This is a genomic window from Citrobacter enshiensis, assembly GCF_029338175.1.
In the GTDB taxonomy this organism is placed as follows: domain Bacteria; phylum Pseudomonadota; class Gammaproteobacteria; order Enterobacterales; family Enterobacteriaceae; genus Citrobacter_D; species Citrobacter_D enshiensis.
The window spans coordinates 1173306-1187981 of sequence record NZ_CP119862.1 but is presented as its reverse complement, the minus strand read 5'-3'; the positions used below and the strand labels follow the sequence as shown (position 1 = coordinate 1187981).

Annotated in this window: 17 protein-coding genes and 1 other RNA gene; 8 read left to right on the top strand and 10 right to left on the bottom strand. The window is 54.1% G+C overall.

Going from position 1 to position 14676, the window contains the following annotated elements; genetic code table 11:
• Nucleotides 1-83 precede the first annotated feature (83 nt).
• Complete coding sequence (locus P2W74_RS05805; RefSeq protein ID WP_271444777.1) at nt 84-875, top strand: cytochrome C assembly family protein; 792 nt, start codon at nt 84-86, stop codon at nt 873-875.
• Nucleotides 876-894: 19 nt separating this feature from the next.
• On the top strand, nt 895-2184 hold the full coding sequence (locus tag P2W74_RS05800; protein ID WP_276295132.1) for an HlyC/CorC family transporter: 1290 nt from the start codon (nt 895-897) through the stop codon (nt 2182-2184).
• 47 nt (nt 2185-2231) lie between these two features.
• Here P2W74_RS05800 and grpE read toward each other — a convergent pair whose 3' ends face one another.
• Nucleotides 2232-2825 (bottom strand): nucleotide exchange factor GrpE, encoded by a 594-nt coding sequence (gene grpE / locus P2W74_RS05795; protein ID WP_276294266.1) that lies wholly within the window; start codon nt 2823-2825, stop codon nt 2232-2234.
• Between the two features lie 122 nt (nt 2826-2947).
• On the opposite strand from grpE, the gene nadK reads away from it, so the two are divergent.
• The 3 genes from nadK (at nt 2948) to bamE (ending at nt 6067) form a co-directional block, all read left to right on the top strand.
• Nucleotides 2948-3826, top strand: coding sequence for an NAD(+) kinase (nadK, locus tag P2W74_RS05790; RefSeq protein WP_203360305.1), 879 nt, complete (start codon nt 2948-2950; stop codon nt 3824-3826).
• 85 nt (nt 3827-3911) lie between these two features.
• Nucleotides 3912-5573 carry a DNA repair protein RecN gene (recN, locus tag P2W74_RS05785; RefSeq protein WP_276294265.1) on the top strand — a complete coding sequence of 554 codons (1662 nt, stop codon included), beginning with the start codon at nt 3912-3914 and terminating at the stop codon, nt 5571-5573.
• Between the two features lie 149 nt (nt 5574-5722).
• Nucleotides 5723-6067, top strand: a complete 345-nt coding sequence (gene bamE / locus P2W74_RS05780; RefSeq protein ID WP_192613139.1) for an outer membrane protein assembly factor BamE — start codon at nt 5723-5725, stop codon at nt 6065-6067.
• 63 nt (nt 6068-6130) lie between these two features.
• Here bamE and P2W74_RS05775 read toward each other — a convergent pair whose 3' ends face one another.
• Together P2W74_RS05775 and ratA are read right to left on the bottom strand one after the other, a co-directional pair.
• Nucleotides 6131-6421, bottom strand: a complete 291-nt coding sequence (locus tag P2W74_RS05775; RefSeq protein ID WP_276294264.1) for an RnfH family protein — start codon at nt 6419-6421, stop codon at nt 6131-6133.
• Nucleotides 6411-6848 carry a type II toxin-antitoxin system toxin RatA gene (gene ratA / locus P2W74_RS05770; RefSeq protein WP_203360302.1) on the bottom strand — a complete coding sequence of 146 codons (438 nt, stop codon included), beginning with the start codon at nt 6846-6848 and terminating at the stop codon, nt 6411-6413. Before ratA ends, P2W74_RS05775 begins: the two co-directional genes overlap by 11 nt.
• Before the next feature lie 170 nt (nt 6849-7018).
• Here ratA and smpB point away from each other — a divergent pair, with 170 nt between their 5' ends.
• From smpB to P2W74_RS05755, 3 genes are all read left to right on the top strand, one after another.
• A complete protein-coding gene (smpB, locus tag P2W74_RS05765) occupies nt 7019-7501 on the top strand; it encodes an SsrA-binding protein SmpB (RefSeq protein ID WP_276294263.1) in 483 nt (160 codons plus the stop codon).
• A gap of 249 nt (nt 7502-7750) precedes the next feature.
• Nucleotides 7751-8114: a transfer-messenger RNA gene (ssrA, locus tag P2W74_RS05760) on the top strand.
• Nucleotides 8115-8238: 124 nt separating this feature from the next.
• On the top strand, nt 8239-8721 hold the full coding sequence (locus P2W74_RS05755) for a BRCT domain-containing protein (protein ID WP_162382906.1): 483 nt from the start codon (nt 8239-8241) through the stop codon (nt 8719-8721).
• Between the two features lie 18 nt (nt 8722-8739).
• Here the strand turns inward: P2W74_RS05755 and P2W74_RS05750 are convergent, their stop codons facing one another.
• The 7 genes from P2W74_RS05750 to P2W74_RS05720 form a co-directional block, all read right to left on the bottom strand.
• Complete coding sequence (locus tag P2W74_RS05750; RefSeq protein ID WP_072133644.1) at nt 8740-8955, bottom strand: ogr/Delta-like zinc finger family protein; 216 nt, start codon at nt 8953-8955, stop codon at nt 8740-8742.
• A gap of 68 nt (nt 8956-9023) precedes the next feature.
• Nucleotides 9024-10124 (bottom strand): phage late control D family protein, encoded by a 1101-nt coding sequence (locus tag P2W74_RS05745; RefSeq protein ID WP_276294262.1) that lies wholly within the window; start codon nt 10122-10124, stop codon nt 9024-9026.
• Entirely contained in the window at nt 10121-10606 is a 486-nt protein-coding gene (locus P2W74_RS05740; RefSeq protein ID WP_276294261.1) for a phage tail protein, read from the bottom strand. The genes P2W74_RS05745 and P2W74_RS05740 overlap by 4 nt, the downstream gene beginning before the upstream one ends.
• Complete coding sequence (locus P2W74_RS05735; RefSeq protein WP_276294260.1) at nt 10603-13674, bottom strand: phage tail tape measure protein; 3072 nt, start codon at nt 13672-13674, stop codon at nt 10603-10605. Before P2W74_RS05735 ends, P2W74_RS05740 begins: the two co-directional genes overlap by 4 nt.
• A complete protein-coding gene (locus P2W74_RS05730) occupies nt 13667-13786 on the bottom strand; it encodes a GpE family phage tail protein (RefSeq protein WP_000763315.1) in 120 nt (39 codons plus the stop codon). Before P2W74_RS05730 ends, P2W74_RS05735 begins: the two co-directional genes overlap by 8 nt.
• A gap of 14 nt (nt 13787-13800) precedes the next feature.
• A complete protein-coding gene (locus P2W74_RS05725; RefSeq protein WP_271446060.1) occupies nt 13801-14103 on the bottom strand; it encodes a phage tail assembly protein in 303 nt (100 codons plus the stop codon).
• Nucleotides 14104-14157: 54 nt separating this feature from the next.
• A complete protein-coding gene (locus P2W74_RS05720) occupies nt 14158-14673 on the bottom strand; it encodes a phage major tail tube protein (RefSeq protein ID WP_276294259.1) in 516 nt (171 codons plus the stop codon).
• Between the last annotated feature and the right edge of the window lie 3 nt (nt 14674-14676).

Sequence of the window (14676 nt, the reverse complement as noted above, 5' to 3'; positions counted from 1 at the left end):
TTGTTGTTATGCAACGGTTGGAGCAGCGGTCACGTAACGCTATACTGTTTTTCTTTCTTACTGGCTAACTGTCGACACATAATATGCCCGTTTTTGCCCTGCTCGCCCTTGTCGCCTATTCCATCAGCCTCGCGCTGATCGTTCCTGGTCTGCTGCAAAAAAACAGCGGCTGGCGGCGTATGGCCATCCTCTCCGCAGTCATCGCGCTGGTGTGTCACGCGTTCGCGCTGGAAGCCCGCATTCTGCCTGGCGGCGACAGCGGGCAAAACCTGAGCCTGTTAAACGTTGGCTCGCTGGTCAGCCTGATGATCTGCACCGTGATGACCATTGTTGCCTCACGCAATCGGGGCTGGCTCTTGTTGCCTATCGTCTACGCATTTGCGCTGATCAATCTGGCCTTCGCCACATTCATGCCGAATGAGTACATTACTCACCTCGAAGCAACGCCAGGCATGATGATACACATCGGACTGTCGCTGTTCTCTTACGCAACGCTCATTATTGCTGCGCTGTACGCCTTACAACTGGCGTGGATCGACTATCAGTTGAAGAACAAAAAACTGGCCTTCAGTAATGAAATGCCGCCGCTGATGAGCATTGAGCGCAAAATGTTTCACATCACGCAGATTGGCGTCGTACTGCTGACGCTGACCCTTTGTACCGGTCTGTTTTACATGCATAACCTGTTCAGCATGGAAAATATCGACAAGGCCGTGCTCTCCATCGTGGCATGGTTTGTCTATATTGTCTTGTTGTGGGGGCATTACCATGAAGGCTGGCGCGGACGCCGTGTCGTCTGGTTTAACGTTGCTGGCGCGGGCATTCTGACGATGGCCTATTTTGGCAGTCGTGTATTGCAGCAGTTTGTAAGCTAAACCCTCTAAGGAGTTTCCCCTGGAACATATTTCCACCACCACGCTGATCGTCACGCTGATCATCATGGTGGTTATTTCAGCCTATTTTTCCGGTTCCGAAACCGGAATGATGACGCTGAACCGCTACCGTCTTCGTCATCTGGCCAAACAAGGCAACCGCCCTGCAAAACGCGTGGAAAAATTGCTGCGCAAGCCGGACCGTTTGATCAGTCTGGTACTGATCGGCAATAACCTGGTGAATATTCTGGCGTCGGCGCTCGGCACGATTGTCGGTATGCGGCTATACGGCGATGCTGGCGTAGCGATTGCCACCGGCGTGCTAACTTTCGTGGTGCTGGTGTTCGCGGAAGTCTTACCGAAAACCATCGCCGCGCTGTACCCGGAAAAAGTCGCTTACCCAAGCAGCTTCCTGCTTGTGCCATTGCAGATACTGATGATGCCGCTGGTCTGGCTACTCAATACCATTACCCGTCAGCTGATGCGTATGATGGGCATCAAAACGGATATTGTTATTAGTAGTTCGCTTAGTAAAGATGAGCTGCGGACCCTCGTGAACGAATCGCGCTCGCAAATTTCCCGTCGCAATCAGGATATGCTGCTGTCGGTGCTGGACCTGGAAAAGGTCAGCGTTGACGACATTATGGTTCCGCGCAACGAGATTATCGGGATCGACATCAACGACGACTGGAAGTCGATTGTGCGCCAGCTTTCGCACTCGCCGCACGGGCGTATCGTGCTCTATCGCGAATCACTGGATGATGCCATAAGCATGCTGCGGGTTCGTGAAGCCTGGCGACTGATGTCAGAAAAGAAAGAGTTCACCAAAGAGACGATGCTGCGCGCCGCCGATGAAATTTACTACGTCCCGGAAGGAACACCGCTCAGTACGCAGCTGGTCAAATTTCAGCGCAATAAAAAGAAAGTCGGTCTGGTGGTCAACGAATACGGCGATATTCAGGGACTGGTAACGGTTGAAGACATTCTGGAAGAGATTGTCGGCGACTTCACGACCTCCATGTCCCCCACTCTGGCAGAAGAAGTGACGCCGCAAAATGACGGCTCGGTGATCATTGACGGTAGCGCCAACGTTCGCGAAATCAACAAAGCGTTTAACTGGCACCTCCCCGAAGACGATGCCCGGACGGTAAACGGCATTATCCTGGAAGCGCTGGAAGAGATCCCGATAGCGGGTACCCGCGTACGTATAGGCCAGTACGATATCGATATTCTCGACGTGCAGGACAATATGATTAAACAGGTGCAGGTATTGCCGGTAAAACCGCTGCGGGAAAGTGTGGCAGAACAATAAATAGCAGCAGGCAGGCCAGGTACGATACCCGGCCTGCCAATGGACAATTAGCCCTTCGCTTTCGCCACGGTGACCATGGCAGCGCGAATGGTACGGCCGTTCAGCGTATACCCTTTTTGCATCACACCCAGTACATTGCCCGGCGTAACATCTTCAGATTCCACCATAGCAATCGCCTGATGCACGTTCGGATCTAACGGCACGTTGACGTCAGCAATCACTTCAACCCCGAATTTACGCACGACATCCAGCATGGATTTCAGCGTCAATTCAATGCCTTCCACCATAGATGCCATGTCCGGGTTAGCTTTATCGGCCACTTCCAGCGCACGATCCAGGCTATCCACTACCGGCAGCAGCTCATTGACGAATTTTTCCAGCGCAAACTTGTGCGCTTTTTCTACGTCCAGCTCAGTACGGCGGCGCAGGTTTTCCATTTCCGCTTTGATACGCAACACGCTGTCACGTTCACGCGTCTGGGATTCAGCAAGCTGAGCTTCCAGATTCGCAATTTTTTCATCGCGCGGATCCACCTGCTCAGCAGAAGCGTCTGATTCAACCGCCTCAACTTCTTCGTGCTGATCCATGATAATTTCTTCCGGGGCTTGCCCCTCAGGCGTTTTCTGTTCTTTACTACTCATGAATTTCTCCGCGTTTTTTTCGCATTCATCTCGCTAACTTCGCTTATTATGGGGATCAGATTCAGGGATTCAAGGGAAGCACTCACATTGTCATCAATCTTCGCTACAAGGACCTCGAGAAAATGAATAATCATTTCAAGTGTATTGGCATTGTGGGACATCCACGTCACCCCACGGCACTGACAACACATGAAATGCTCTACCGTTGGCTATGCACAAAAGGTTACGAGGTCATCGTGGAGCAACAAATCGCCCATGAATTACAGCTCAACAATGTGCAAACCGGCACGCTTGCGGAGATTGGCCAACAGGCTGACCTCGCGGTGGTGGTCGGCGGCGACGGCAACATGCTCGGTGCGGCGCGCACCCTCGCGCGCTATGACATCAAAGTCATCGGCATCAACCGCGGCAACCTCGGATTCCTGACCGACCTTGACCCTGACAACGCCCTGCAGCAATTAGCCGACGTACTGGAAGGCCACTACATCAGTGAGAAACGTTTCCTGCTTGAAGCCCAGGTGTGCCAGCAGAACTGCCAGAAGCGCATCAGTACCGCCATCAACGAAGTGGTTCTGCACCCAGGCAAAGTGGCGCACATGATCGAGTTCGAAGTTTATATTGACGAAATTTTTGCGTTTTCTCAGCGTTCCGATGGATTGATTATCTCCACCCCAACGGGTTCCACGGCCTATTCACTTTCCGCTGGCGGCCCCATTCTGACCCCCTCGCTGGACGCGATCACCCTGGTGCCCATGTTCCCGCATACGCTCTCGGCTCGCCCGCTGGTGATCAACAGCAGCAGTACGATTCGCCTGCGTTTTTCGCATCGCCGTAACGATCTTGAGATCAGCTGCGACAGCCAGATTGCGCTTCCTATACAGGAAGGAGAAGATGTCCTGATTCGCCGCTGTGATTATCACCTGAATCTGATTCACCCTAAAGATTACAGCTATTTCAATACATTAAGCGCCAAGCTGGGCTGGTCAAAAAAATTATTCTAATTTTTCGCCAGGCTCTTTACTGTATAAAAAACCCGTTTATACTGTATGTAATTACAGTTATGGTTTTTCATACAGGAAAACAGCTATGTTGGCACAACTGACCATCAGCAATTTTGCTATCGTTCGTGAACTCGAGATCGATTTTCAGAGCGGAATGACCGTCATCACCGGTGAAACCGGGGCGGGTAAATCCATTGCAATTGATGCGCTCGGCTTGTGTCTGGGCGGGCGGGCCGACGCCGACATGGTACGCGTTGGCGCCTCACGCGCCGATTTGTGCGCCCGCTTTTCTCTGAAAGATACCCCGGCCGCGCTACGCTGGCTCGAGGAAAATCAGCTTGAAGAAGGCCGCGAGTGTTTGCTACGCCGCGTAATCAGTAGCGATGGTCGCTCACGCGGCTTCATCAACGGTACCGCCGTTCCCCTGTCGCAACTGCGCGAACTCGGCCAGTTGCTCATTCAAATTCATGGTCAGCATGCGCATCAGCTCCTGACCAGGTCTGAGCATCAAAAAAATCTGCTTGATGGCTACGCGAATGAACCCACGCTGATTCAGGAAATGGCTGCACGTTATCAACTGTGGCATCAAAGCTGCCGCGATCTGGCGCATCACCAACAACAAAGCCAGGAACGCGCCGCCCGGGCCGAATTACTGCAATACCAGCTAAAAGAGCTTAACGAATTCAATCCGCAACCCGGTGAATTTGAGCAAATAGACGAAGAGTACAAGCGTCTGGCCAACAGTGGGCAATTGCTCACGACCAGCCAGAATGCGCTGGCAATCATGGCCGATGGCGAAGACGTTAATTTGCAAAGTCAGCTGTATATGGCAAAACAGCTGGTCAGTGAACTGGCAGGCATCGACGGTAAACTTTCTGGTATTCTCGACATGCTGGAAGAAGCCACAATCCAGCTCACTGAAGCCAGCGATGAACTGCGCCACTACTGTGACCGTCTGGATTTAGATCCCAATCGCCTGTTCGAACTGGAACAGCGGATTTCCAAACAGATCTCACTGGCCCGTAAACATCACGTTAGCCCGGAAGCATTGCCGCAATTTTATCAGTCTCTGCTGGAAGAACAGCAGCAGCTTGACGACCAGGCTGACTCTCTGGAAACCCTGACACTGGCGGTAAATAAACATCATCAGCAGGCGCTGGAGGCCGCGAAAGCGCTGCACAGTCAGCGTCAGTTGTATGCGCAGGAATTGGGGCAACTCATTACCGAAAGCATGCATCTCCTTTCCATGCCGCATGGGATTTTTGCCATCGACGTGAAGTTTGACGAGCATCATTTAAGCGTGGACGGTGCTGACCGTGTTGAATTTAAGGTCACCACAAACCCGGGGCAACCTATGCAGCCGATTGCTAAAGTGGCCTCCGGCGGTGAACTTTCACGTATCGCGCTGGCTATTCAGGTGATCACGGCACGTAAGATGGAAACCCCTGCGCTCATCTTCGATGAAGTGGATGTCGGTATCAGTGGTCCAACCGCTGCGGTTGTCGGTAAACTGCTGCGTCAGCTTGGTGAGTCCACTCAGGTAATGTGCGTTACCCACTTGCCGCAGGTGGCGGGATGTGGCCATCAACACTTCTTCGTCAGCAAAGAAACCGACGGCGCAATGACCGAAACGCACATGCAACCGTTGGACAAACGTGCACGTCTGCAGGAGTTAGCGCGTTTACTCGGCGGTAGCGAAGTGACGCGCAATACCCTCGCAAACGCGAAAGAACTGCTGGCGGCGTAAACTTTTTTTCACCTTCAGGGTCAGAGTACACAACGAAATCGCCGTAAGAGCCGACACCAAAAGGTTTTAAAGTGGTGAAAGGTCTATTATCATCGGCATATTACATATGAGCCGCGTACTGCTCGGGCCCGAAAAGGAATCAAATCACTATGCGCTGTAAAACGCTGACTGCTGCCGCAGCAGTACTACTGATGTTGACTGCAGGCTGTTCCACTCTGGAGCGAGTGGTTTACCGTCCTGATATCAACCAGGGGAACTATCTGACACCTAACGATGTATCCAAAGTGCGTGTCGGCATGACGCAACAACAAGTTGCTTATGCTCTGGGTACTCCAATGATGTCCGATCCGTTTGGCACAAACACATGGTTTTATGTGTTCCGTCAGCAACCAGGGCACGAAGGTGTGACGCAACAAACACTGACGCTGACCTTTAACAGCAACGGCGTGTTAACCAACATCGACAACAAACCTGCATTGACCAGCAATAAATAAGGTCGCAAATATCAAAAAAGGTGCTCAATGAGCACCTTTTTTATTGTAGCTATTTTCTCACAGCTATTTATTACCCGACTTTTCTGCGCGCTGTCGCCGCAACTCTTTCGGGTCAGCAATTAATGGTCGATAAATCTCAACCCGATCGCCATCATGGACCACATCTGCCAGTTTTACCGGGCGGCTATAGATGCCGACTTTATTCTTCTTGAGATCGATATCCGTCCGTAATTCCAGCAGCCCGGAAGCACGGATAGCCTCTTCAACCGTCGCGCCTTCTGCCAGCGTCACACGCTGCAGATACTGTTTCTCAGGCAAGGCATAAGCGACCTCTACGACAATTTTAGCCGGCACTGTAAACCTCTTTAGCGCGAACGGTGAAAGCCTGCACCATGTTGGAGGCCAGTTCCTTGAAGACACGCCCAAACGCCAGCTCAATAAGCTTATTGGTAAACTCAAAATCGAGCTGAAATTCAATGCGACACGCTTCATGACTCAACGGCGTAAACTTCCAGCCGCCAATCAGTTTTTTGAACGGCCCATCGACCAGATGCATCAGGATGCTCTGATTATCCGTCAGTTGATTACGCGTGGTGAACGTTTTGCTGATCCCCGCTTTCGAGACGTCCACCGCCGCAGTCATCTGCCCTGGCATCGACTCCAGAACACGACTGCCAATGCAGCCCGGTAAAAACTGGGGGTAGGACTGAACATCATTCACTAACTGATACATCTGCTCCGCACTGTAAGGTACTAAAGCTGTCCGGCTTATCTGAGGCATAGTTATTTCCATCAACATAAATCGAACAAATAATACCATTTATCATCTGGTAAAAAAAACGCTATACCTCCGGTCAGGTGCTTGCGGGTTCATGCTAAGATAATGCCTTCCCCCCGCTGGATGATAATGGGGTGTTTTTCGATTCCAGATTACCTATACTGAGCGGCATTATGACGAAGAAAAAAGCACACAAACCTGGCTCAGCCACTATCGCGCTTAACAAACGCGCCCGACACGAATACTTTATCGAAGAAGAGTTCGAAGCTGGACTTGCCCTGCAAGGTTGGGAAGTCAAATCCCTGCGTGCAGGCAAAGCCAACATAGGCGACAGCTATGTGATCCTGAGAGACGGCGAAGCATACCTGTTTGGCGCCAACTTCACGCCCATGGCTGTAGCCTCTACGCACGTCGTGTGCGATCCGACCCGTACCCGTAAACTGCTGCTTAATCAGCGTGAGTTAGACTCTCTCTATGGTCGCGTGAACCGGGAAGGCTACACCGTTGTGGCACTCTCTTTGTACTGGAAGAATGCCTGGTGCAAAGTGAAAATTGGCGTCGCGAAAGGTAAAAAACAGCACGATAAACGTTCGGATGTGAAAGAGCGTGAATGGCAGTTGGATAAAGCCCGTATCATGAAAAATGCAGGACGATAACCGCCAGCCAAACTTTGTGGCCAGTTTCATGATTGCGACTGGTCACTCCTCAGCACTCACCTCCAGGCAACATCCCTAAAAAATTGACCAGCAATGATGACCTGCGTTGATCGCCAAACGGCGAAAAAACCGTCGCTGACTCTTTAATAAGCCGCATAACTGCATGAAACAAGCGCTATATAGCGCTAAGCGCCCAGATACAGGCTGGTATTGAGCTTCACAAATCTGTTATACTTACCTTAACACATTGGGGCTGATTCTGGATTCGACGGGATTCGCGAAACCCAAGGTGCATGCCGAGGGGCGGTTGGCCTCGTAAAAAGCCGCAAAAAAATAGTCGCAAACGACGAAAACTACGCTTTAGCAGCTTAATAACCTGCTCTGAGCCCTCTCTCCCTAGCTTCCGCTCTTAAGACGGGGATCAAAGAGAGGTCAAACCCAAAAGAGATCGCGTGGAGACCCTGCCTGGGGTTGAAGCGTTAAAACTAATCAGGCTAGTCTGGTAGTGGCGTGTCTGTCCGCAGGTGCCAGGCGAATGTAAAGACTGACTAAGCATGTAGTACCGAGGATGTAGGAATTTCGGACGCGGGTTCAACTCCCGCCAGCTCCACCAAATAAAACAAGGGGTTACGTGAAAACGTAGCCCCTTTTTCTTTGGTAGTGGCGGCAAAATGGCGACAGGCAATTTGTCCTTCGTCGCCTACTGCGGTATCCGTTCTTGTTATAAAGGTGAACACATGGAAGAAATGCACTTTGTATACATCAATGCGAATGCACGTATTGGTGCTCATTCAATAACCAGCGTCAGCCAGAGCGAAAATCATATTCAGGGCATCTGCTTATCCGCTCATTCAATCAGAACTTTTCGCAGGGACAGGATTCTTCAAGAATTTGCCTCCGCTGATGAGGCGCAACAAGCCAGTAAGAGTTTTCAACCTGAAGGCTACATTCATCTGACCAAAGCCACAAAGCCCAGAGCTTCAACCTTTGACGTCTGCTTTACTGGATTTAAAAAGGCAGATAAAGAACGCTTAGTCGAAGTCGCTGAAGCGCATAAGCTGACAGTGAGAAGTTCGGTCACTCAAAATCTTCAAATGCTGTGCTGCGGATATAATGCAGGCCCCTCTAAAGTCACAGCTGCACGTATGAAAGGAACTGTCGTCATTGATGAGCCTGGATTCGTGCACTTTCTTGAAACTGGTGAGATTCCGGAAGATTAAAAAACCCGCCGTGGCGGGTCAGTAAGAAAGCTGTTGCTGCATCCCTTTGGGATGCGGTGGAGCGGCGCTGATTTTCTCGGGACGGCAGACAGAACGAACAAAGGTTTCATGCGTTACGAACGTATGCCCGCACTCAATATTGGTGCACTGGTTGTAACGCTCTTTGGTTTGAGTGGAGACTTGAAAACTACTGCGTGTGTGTGCGGCCTGACCACACAACGGACAATTCATCATTTATCAACTCTCCTCATTTTTGCTGCATTCGCAACAATGATACATCATTATTCAATATTGAGAACCATTTATTCCATTTCGAGATCATCAATCTTTACTTCAAGCTCCAGACTGGTCGTAAAACCGTTATCCGGGCTGACAGTATGCGTCAGTGTGGTGATGGTCCACTCTGCATCATCAATGGGCTGCTTAAAGCCGCTCACCTTCACCGGCATTTCCGTATAGAGATCTGCCCGGCCCTCAGCGAGTTGCAGGGAGAATGACGCAACCCCACGCTGCAGACGCTCCCATTGCATTTTTGCAGCGCGTTCCGCATTGCTGCGGTTGGCGTAGGTACGATTAAGAACCAGCACGTTTTCATCTGTTCCTACCAGATAATCACCCTGTTTTGCTTCCGGCTCTTTCGGTGCGGCAGTTTTCTTTCGGCGGCGCTTAACCTGTGTTGTCTCTTTCTTCTTCGGTTCGCGGGTATGCAGCCAGCTGGCAATCACCCCCGTATACGCACCGCGATCGGCCAGGGTAAACCGATGACCGTCACCGGCTTTACGCGTGATGGTGATAACCGGCAGCGCCTTACCGCTCGCCGTTCTTCCCTGCCCCTGCCGGATAAACAGCAGGTTTCCATTCTTAACGGACGCAATCGCCCCGTACTGGTGCGCCAGCTTCATCAGGAAACTCGCATCGCTTTCGTTGGTCTGGTCCAGGTGATCCAGCGCCTTGTCGGTCAGGTCTTTCCCCAGCGCCACGTTGAGGTTATGCCGGGCGGCGATGTCCTTTACCACGTCCCCCACCGTCGTCTGGTGCCACGACTTTTCACGCCGGGTATTGAGGGTTTCACGGAAATCAGCGCTACGGGCGCGGATAGTCAGACGGTCAGGCGCACCGCTGTGCTCAATCTCATCCACGGTAAATGCCCCTTTCGGGAAAAGCGGCTGGCCTTTCCATCCCAGCGCCAGCTGAATGAGCGCACCGCGTCGCGGCAGAACAATCTGCCCGTCGGCGTCGTCCAGCTCCAGATCAAGCTGGTCCGCTTCAAAGCCCCGGTTATCGGTCAGCGTCAGGCTCATCAGGCGCGCATCCAGTGCGGCGGTCACGTCTTTGCCTTCAATGACAATACTGAACGCCGGGCTTTTGCTGTTCAGGTCCAGGAGATCAGAACTCACATTCACTGCAGCAACCCTCCAACTGTGTTTTTAATACTCCCAATCGCCGAGGTTGCGGAGTCCTGCAGGTTACTGAGCTGATCGCTCAGGTTGCCGAACATATCAGTCAGTGACTCATCCACCCGTTTCAGGGTCAGCGTGAACTCAATCCGGCGCGGCATCCCGTCACGGAAAAATTCTGCTTTCGTCTGGCTCAGTCCCTCGATCACAAACATACCGTAAATGGTCCCGCTGCCCTCAATCAAAGGCCATGCCTTGCCCAGCTCCGCCATCTGCTCCAGCGCCAGCAGTGACAGCCTGCCGCCGGTGACTTCCGGCATCAGCACACCGGACAGGGTCAGCGAGTCGTTATCCGGGCCAAGAAACTGCGTGGAGGGACGGCGGTTCACCCGGCTGTTGACTGCATGGCGCCAGCTGCGCTGATACTGCAACTCCTGATACGGCGCGGTGCGCAACATAAAGACATATAACCCCAGCACCATCATCATGATTCATACCCCCCTTGATCGCTGAAATTGCTGCGCGCTTTTGCCCTCGCCCGGCGCTCGCGCTCGTCAAGCTGGCGCGCCACTTCGCGGGCAATATCCTGCGCACTCTGCCCCGGCTGGGCGATGATATGGATTGGCGCGTTTATCTCATAGCGAATGACTGACGGCTGGCTTTCAGCCTTCACCGGCTGCGTCTGGTATGCACTGACCGGAAGACTGAACGGGTGCAGCGGTACAGCCTCCGCTGGCGCAGCAGCCGCACCCATGGCGCCAGCGACCACGGAAGCCAGTGCGGCAGTGCGCCGCCTGCCGGTCACATTTGCCGGACCGTTGACAATTTCGGGACCGTTTTCGCCCACAATGCCAAACTGACCGCGCGGAATGATGCCCCCGCTGTCGTACATGCCTGCAAAGCCCCTTGACGGAAACCCGCCAGGCGGTAACACAACCTTACCGTCACTGTTCACCGTGGCAGTTTGCTGCCGCGTAACCTGCTCAGGCAGTTTCGCTTTTGCCGCCTCTTTACTGACAATGCCGAGTTTTTCCAGCAACCACGATACGCCAGATTTCAACGACTCCAGCGGATGCATCACCATGCTGAGACCTTCCGCCAGCGCCTCACCGAACCTGCGCCCCATGGCTGCGGCGTTGTTCAGTTCCTCAGACGTGGATTTCACCGGCGTCAGTAAATCCGTGAACCATCCCCACAGAGCCTGTACCCTGTCGCCAATCCACTGAAATACAGGCCTGAGCGGCTCAAAGGCGGCGCTGATGGGCGCAGCAGCGGCTTTGAACCCTTCCACCACTCCCCCAAGAAATGCACTGATGGGCTGCCAGTATTTCCAGACAACAAGTGCCACGCCAGCCAGTGCCGCCACAACCAGCCCTATCGGACTGAGCAGTGCGCCCAGCAGACCGGAAATGCCATACAGCGCAACACGCAGCATGGCCAGCGGACCCGTCACCAGAAAACGCAGCGCGCCACCGGCGGCAGACAGTCCACCCCGCAGTGCTGCCAGCGGGTTCATCACCATGCCGATAACATTGCGAATGCCGGACATTCCGGCACGGAACATCGCCAGCGGTGCGCCTGCTACCATTTTCAGCGCATTGCCCGCCAGCCCGGCAGAACGGCGCAAAGAATGAAGGGGCGCACTCAGCAATCTGACACTGCCGCCGGATGACGCCATACCACGACGCAACAGGGAAAGCGGCGCACCCGCCAGCCATGACAGGGCACTGCCGGTGCGCGTTACTGCCGCAGTAACAGAAGGCAGCGTTTTCACGCCCAGCATGGACAGGCCAAAGCGGATCACCGCCAGCGGTCCCAGCACTGCCGCCACCGCCACAGCCAGCGTCCCGAGAGCAACGGTGATCGCTGCAATCGCTGCCGCCACTTTCATCAGGGTGCCTGCCAGCTGCGGGTTGGCCTCCACCCACCGACGCAATGCCCCGGTGACGCTTTTCACGGAGTCCATGATGTCCATCAGCGGCTGGCGCAGCGTTTCGCCCAGGCTGCTGAACGCGTTCTGTGCGCCCGTCTTGACCAGCATCCACTGCGCAGACAGAGAATCTTTATTGATATCAGATTCTTTCTGCATGGAGCCGTACGCATCACCGCCCGATGTGAGTTTCAACTGGCGCTGCAGCTCCGGCAGGTTGTTCGCCAGTTTTGCAGCATCATCGCCAAACTCTTTACCAAAAAGCATTGTCATGGCAGACAGGCGTTTGTCCTGCGGCAGATGGTTCACCTTCTCCAGCACGCGCTGGATGGTGCCGATGGCGTCCGTGGTCATCTGCTTTTCAATCTCAGCCGGATTGAGTTTCAGCAGATCCATACCTTCAAAGAATCGCTTGCTCTGCATGGTGGCAATCGACAGCTCACGCACCATGGCATTTGAAGCGCTGGCGGCAATTTCCGGCGCGGCCCCCAGAGACAGGAACGTGGAACCGAGTGCTGCCGCCTTACGATAATCCAGACGGTCAGCCACGCCCCCCATACGCTGCAGCACGTCGATAATGTCCGCGCCCTTTGACATGGCGTTATCGTCCAGGTAGTTCAGCGCATCGCCCAGTTGTTCAATATTACGGGTCGGCACTTTATAAAGGCTGGCGATTTTCCCCAGCCCCTCGGACAGCTCATCGGCGGGCAGTTCAAACGCGGTGGCTGCTTTTGCTGCTGTGCTGGCAAAGGCCAGTAAATCGCGCTTCTGGTCTTCCCAGCTGTCACTGGGGTTCGCCACGTTCATGCGGGCGCCGCCTTCGACCAGTGCGGCGAAGTCCACCGCGCCGTTTTCCATCGGCAACTGCTCACTGGCGGCCTTGATGGCGTCCTGCATTTCATAGAACCGGGCGGTGCGGTTGCCGTTATCATCGCGCAGGCCATTCACCTGCTTTGCCACCCCTTTCATGGCATCTTCCATGCTGGCATAACTTTTCACTGCCGCCATCACCGACGCGCCCATTGCCAGCCCGGCGGCTGTCGTCGTCGCCCCGGCGCCGGCAATCCTGTCCCGCACTTCCAGACGGCGGGAATACTGGTCACGGACCGCATTCATTCTCGCCTGCTGTTCGCCCAGGCGTTTCAGGGATTTCATCTGACGGTCCAGCGCCTGGCGGGTGTCATCGGCATTCTGTCGCAGCTCCCGCTGCGCGCTGCTGAGTTTCTTTGTATCGAGTCCGGCCTCATTCAGCGCAAGGCGCTGGCGCTGCACCGACTGACGCAGGCCATTGTATTTGCCCTGCAGTTCAGTGACGCGGCTTTTTGCCTGCTCAAGCAGCCGCGCCTGCGCAGCCGTCGGGCGGTTGGTGGCAGTAAACTGCGTGGCAAGTTTTGCCGCTTCTTCGCGTGCGACTTTGAGGCTGTTACCCGTGACCGCCAGCTGCGCGCTGGCCTTACGGAAACCGTCAATCTTTCCAGCCTGGGCGTCTAACGCTTTCAGCCGGGTGCGGCTTTGCTGAATGGCAGCAGCCAGCTCTTTTGAGCTGGCCTGTGCGGATCGGAATGGGCGGGTGAGCTTATCAACCGCATTAAGGATCACCTGCAGACGCAGGTTATTGTCACTCATCGCTGGCCCCGCTTCTCTGAATCGCTTTATGCCGCCACTCCAGCACATCAGTCAGCGGCATAACGTCAGTGATGGACGGCGACCAGTGAAAGATGGTGGCAATATCTGCCACCAAATCATCAACCGTCAGGCTGTCGGTAAACCGGCAAGCACCGACTTCTTCAACAAAAAAGTGACCACCTCCACCGACAGCGCGGTGAGATCGGCGGGGTCCAGTTCTGCCATTTCCTGCGCGGTCAGCGTCGGGGTGGAGATACGCGGGATAACGGTCATCATCGCGCCCACGTCCATATCCATAATGGCCTGCAGGCGAGTGCCACGCAGCGCGCCGGACTGCGGCTTGCGCAGCACAATTTCGGTGATTTCGGTTTTACCGCGCTTGATGGGAGTATCCAGCTGTACGGTCTTTTCAGTCTGCTTGTCGCTCATGTTCGTTTCCTGTTAATGGGGTACTGGCGCGGCTGCCCGCGCCGTCAGGGTTAATCAGAGGCCGAGGGCATTGCGGTGCGCTTCCATCAGGTCCACGCCGTCAACAATTTCAATCATGTTGACCACATCCACCTCATAGAGCACCTCGCCGTTGATGGTCAGCTTCGCGTAGCTGTTGGTGCTGCTGACTTTGGTGGTGCTGCTTTCGCCGGTCTTCCACTCGCCGGAATCTACTTCTTTGTGGCGCCCGCGCACAACCAGCTCAACGGACTGCACTTCTGCGGTGTCGTCGCGCTGAATGGAGCCGGTAAAGCGCAGCTGGATACCGTCCACCGTGGCTTTGCCCATCTGTTTGAATAACAACAGTTCTGTGCCGCCGATTGAAAATTCCGTGTCCAGCGCGCCGTCATCCAGCCCCATATCCACGTCCACCGCGCCCGGCATACCGCCGCCGCGATACTTCTCAAACTTGCGGGTAAATTTTGGCAGGGTCAGAGATTCAACGATCCCCTGCCAGTTGTTCCCGTCGTTGAACAGGTTCAGGTGTTTTAACTTGCGTGGTAATGCCATGGT

What these genes read in the sequence shown, in the direction of transcription:
- recN (WP_276294265.1), top strand. Translation starts at nt 3,912, where the DNA reads ATGTTGGCACAACTGACCATCAGCAATTTTGCTATCGTTCGTGAACTC.
- nadK (WP_203360305.1), top strand. Translation starts at nt 2,948, where the DNA reads ATGAATAATCATTTCAAGTGTATTGGCATTGTGGGACATCCACGTCAC.
- P2W74_RS05735 (WP_276294260.1), bottom strand. Translation starts at nt 13,674, where the DNA reads ATGAGTGACAATAACCTGCGTCTGCAGGTGATCCTTAATGCGGTTGAT.
- bamE (WP_192613139.1), top strand. Translation starts at nt 5,723, where the DNA reads ATGCGCTGTAAAACGCTGACTGCTGCCGCAGCAGTACTACTGATGTTG.
- smpB (WP_276294263.1), top strand. Translation starts at nt 7,019, where the DNA reads ATGACGAAGAAAAAAGCACACAAACCTGGCTCAGCCACTATCGCGCTT.
- ratA (WP_203360302.1), bottom strand. Translation starts at nt 6,848, where the DNA reads ATGCCTCAGATAAGCCGGACAGCTTTAGTACCTTACAGTGCGGAGCAG.
- P2W74_RS05725 (WP_271446060.1), bottom strand. Translation starts at nt 14,103, where the DNA reads ATGAGCGACAAGCAGACTGAAAAGACCGTACAGCTGGATACTCCCATC.
- P2W74_RS05755 (WP_162382906.1), top strand. Translation starts at nt 8,239, where the DNA reads ATGGAAGAAATGCACTTTGTATACATCAATGCGAATGCACGTATTGGT.
- grpE (WP_276294266.1), bottom strand. Translation starts at nt 2,825, where the DNA reads ATGAGTAGTAAAGAACAGAAAACGCCTGAGGGGCAAGCCCCGGAAGAA.
- P2W74_RS05740 (WP_276294261.1), bottom strand. Translation starts at nt 10,606, where the DNA reads ATGATGATGGTGCTGGGGTTATATGTCTTTATGTTGCGCACCGCGCCG.
- P2W74_RS05805 (WP_271444777.1), top strand. Translation starts at nt 84, where the DNA reads ATGCCCGTTTTTGCCCTGCTCGCCCTTGTCGCCTATTCCATCAGCCTC.
- P2W74_RS05750 (WP_072133644.1), bottom strand. Translation starts at nt 8,955, where the DNA reads ATGATGAATTGTCCGTTGTGTGGTCAGGCCGCACACACACGCAGTAGT.
- P2W74_RS05720 (WP_276294259.1), bottom strand. Translation starts at nt 14,673, where the DNA reads ATGGCATTACCACGCAAGTTAAAACACCTGAACCTGTTCAACGACGGG.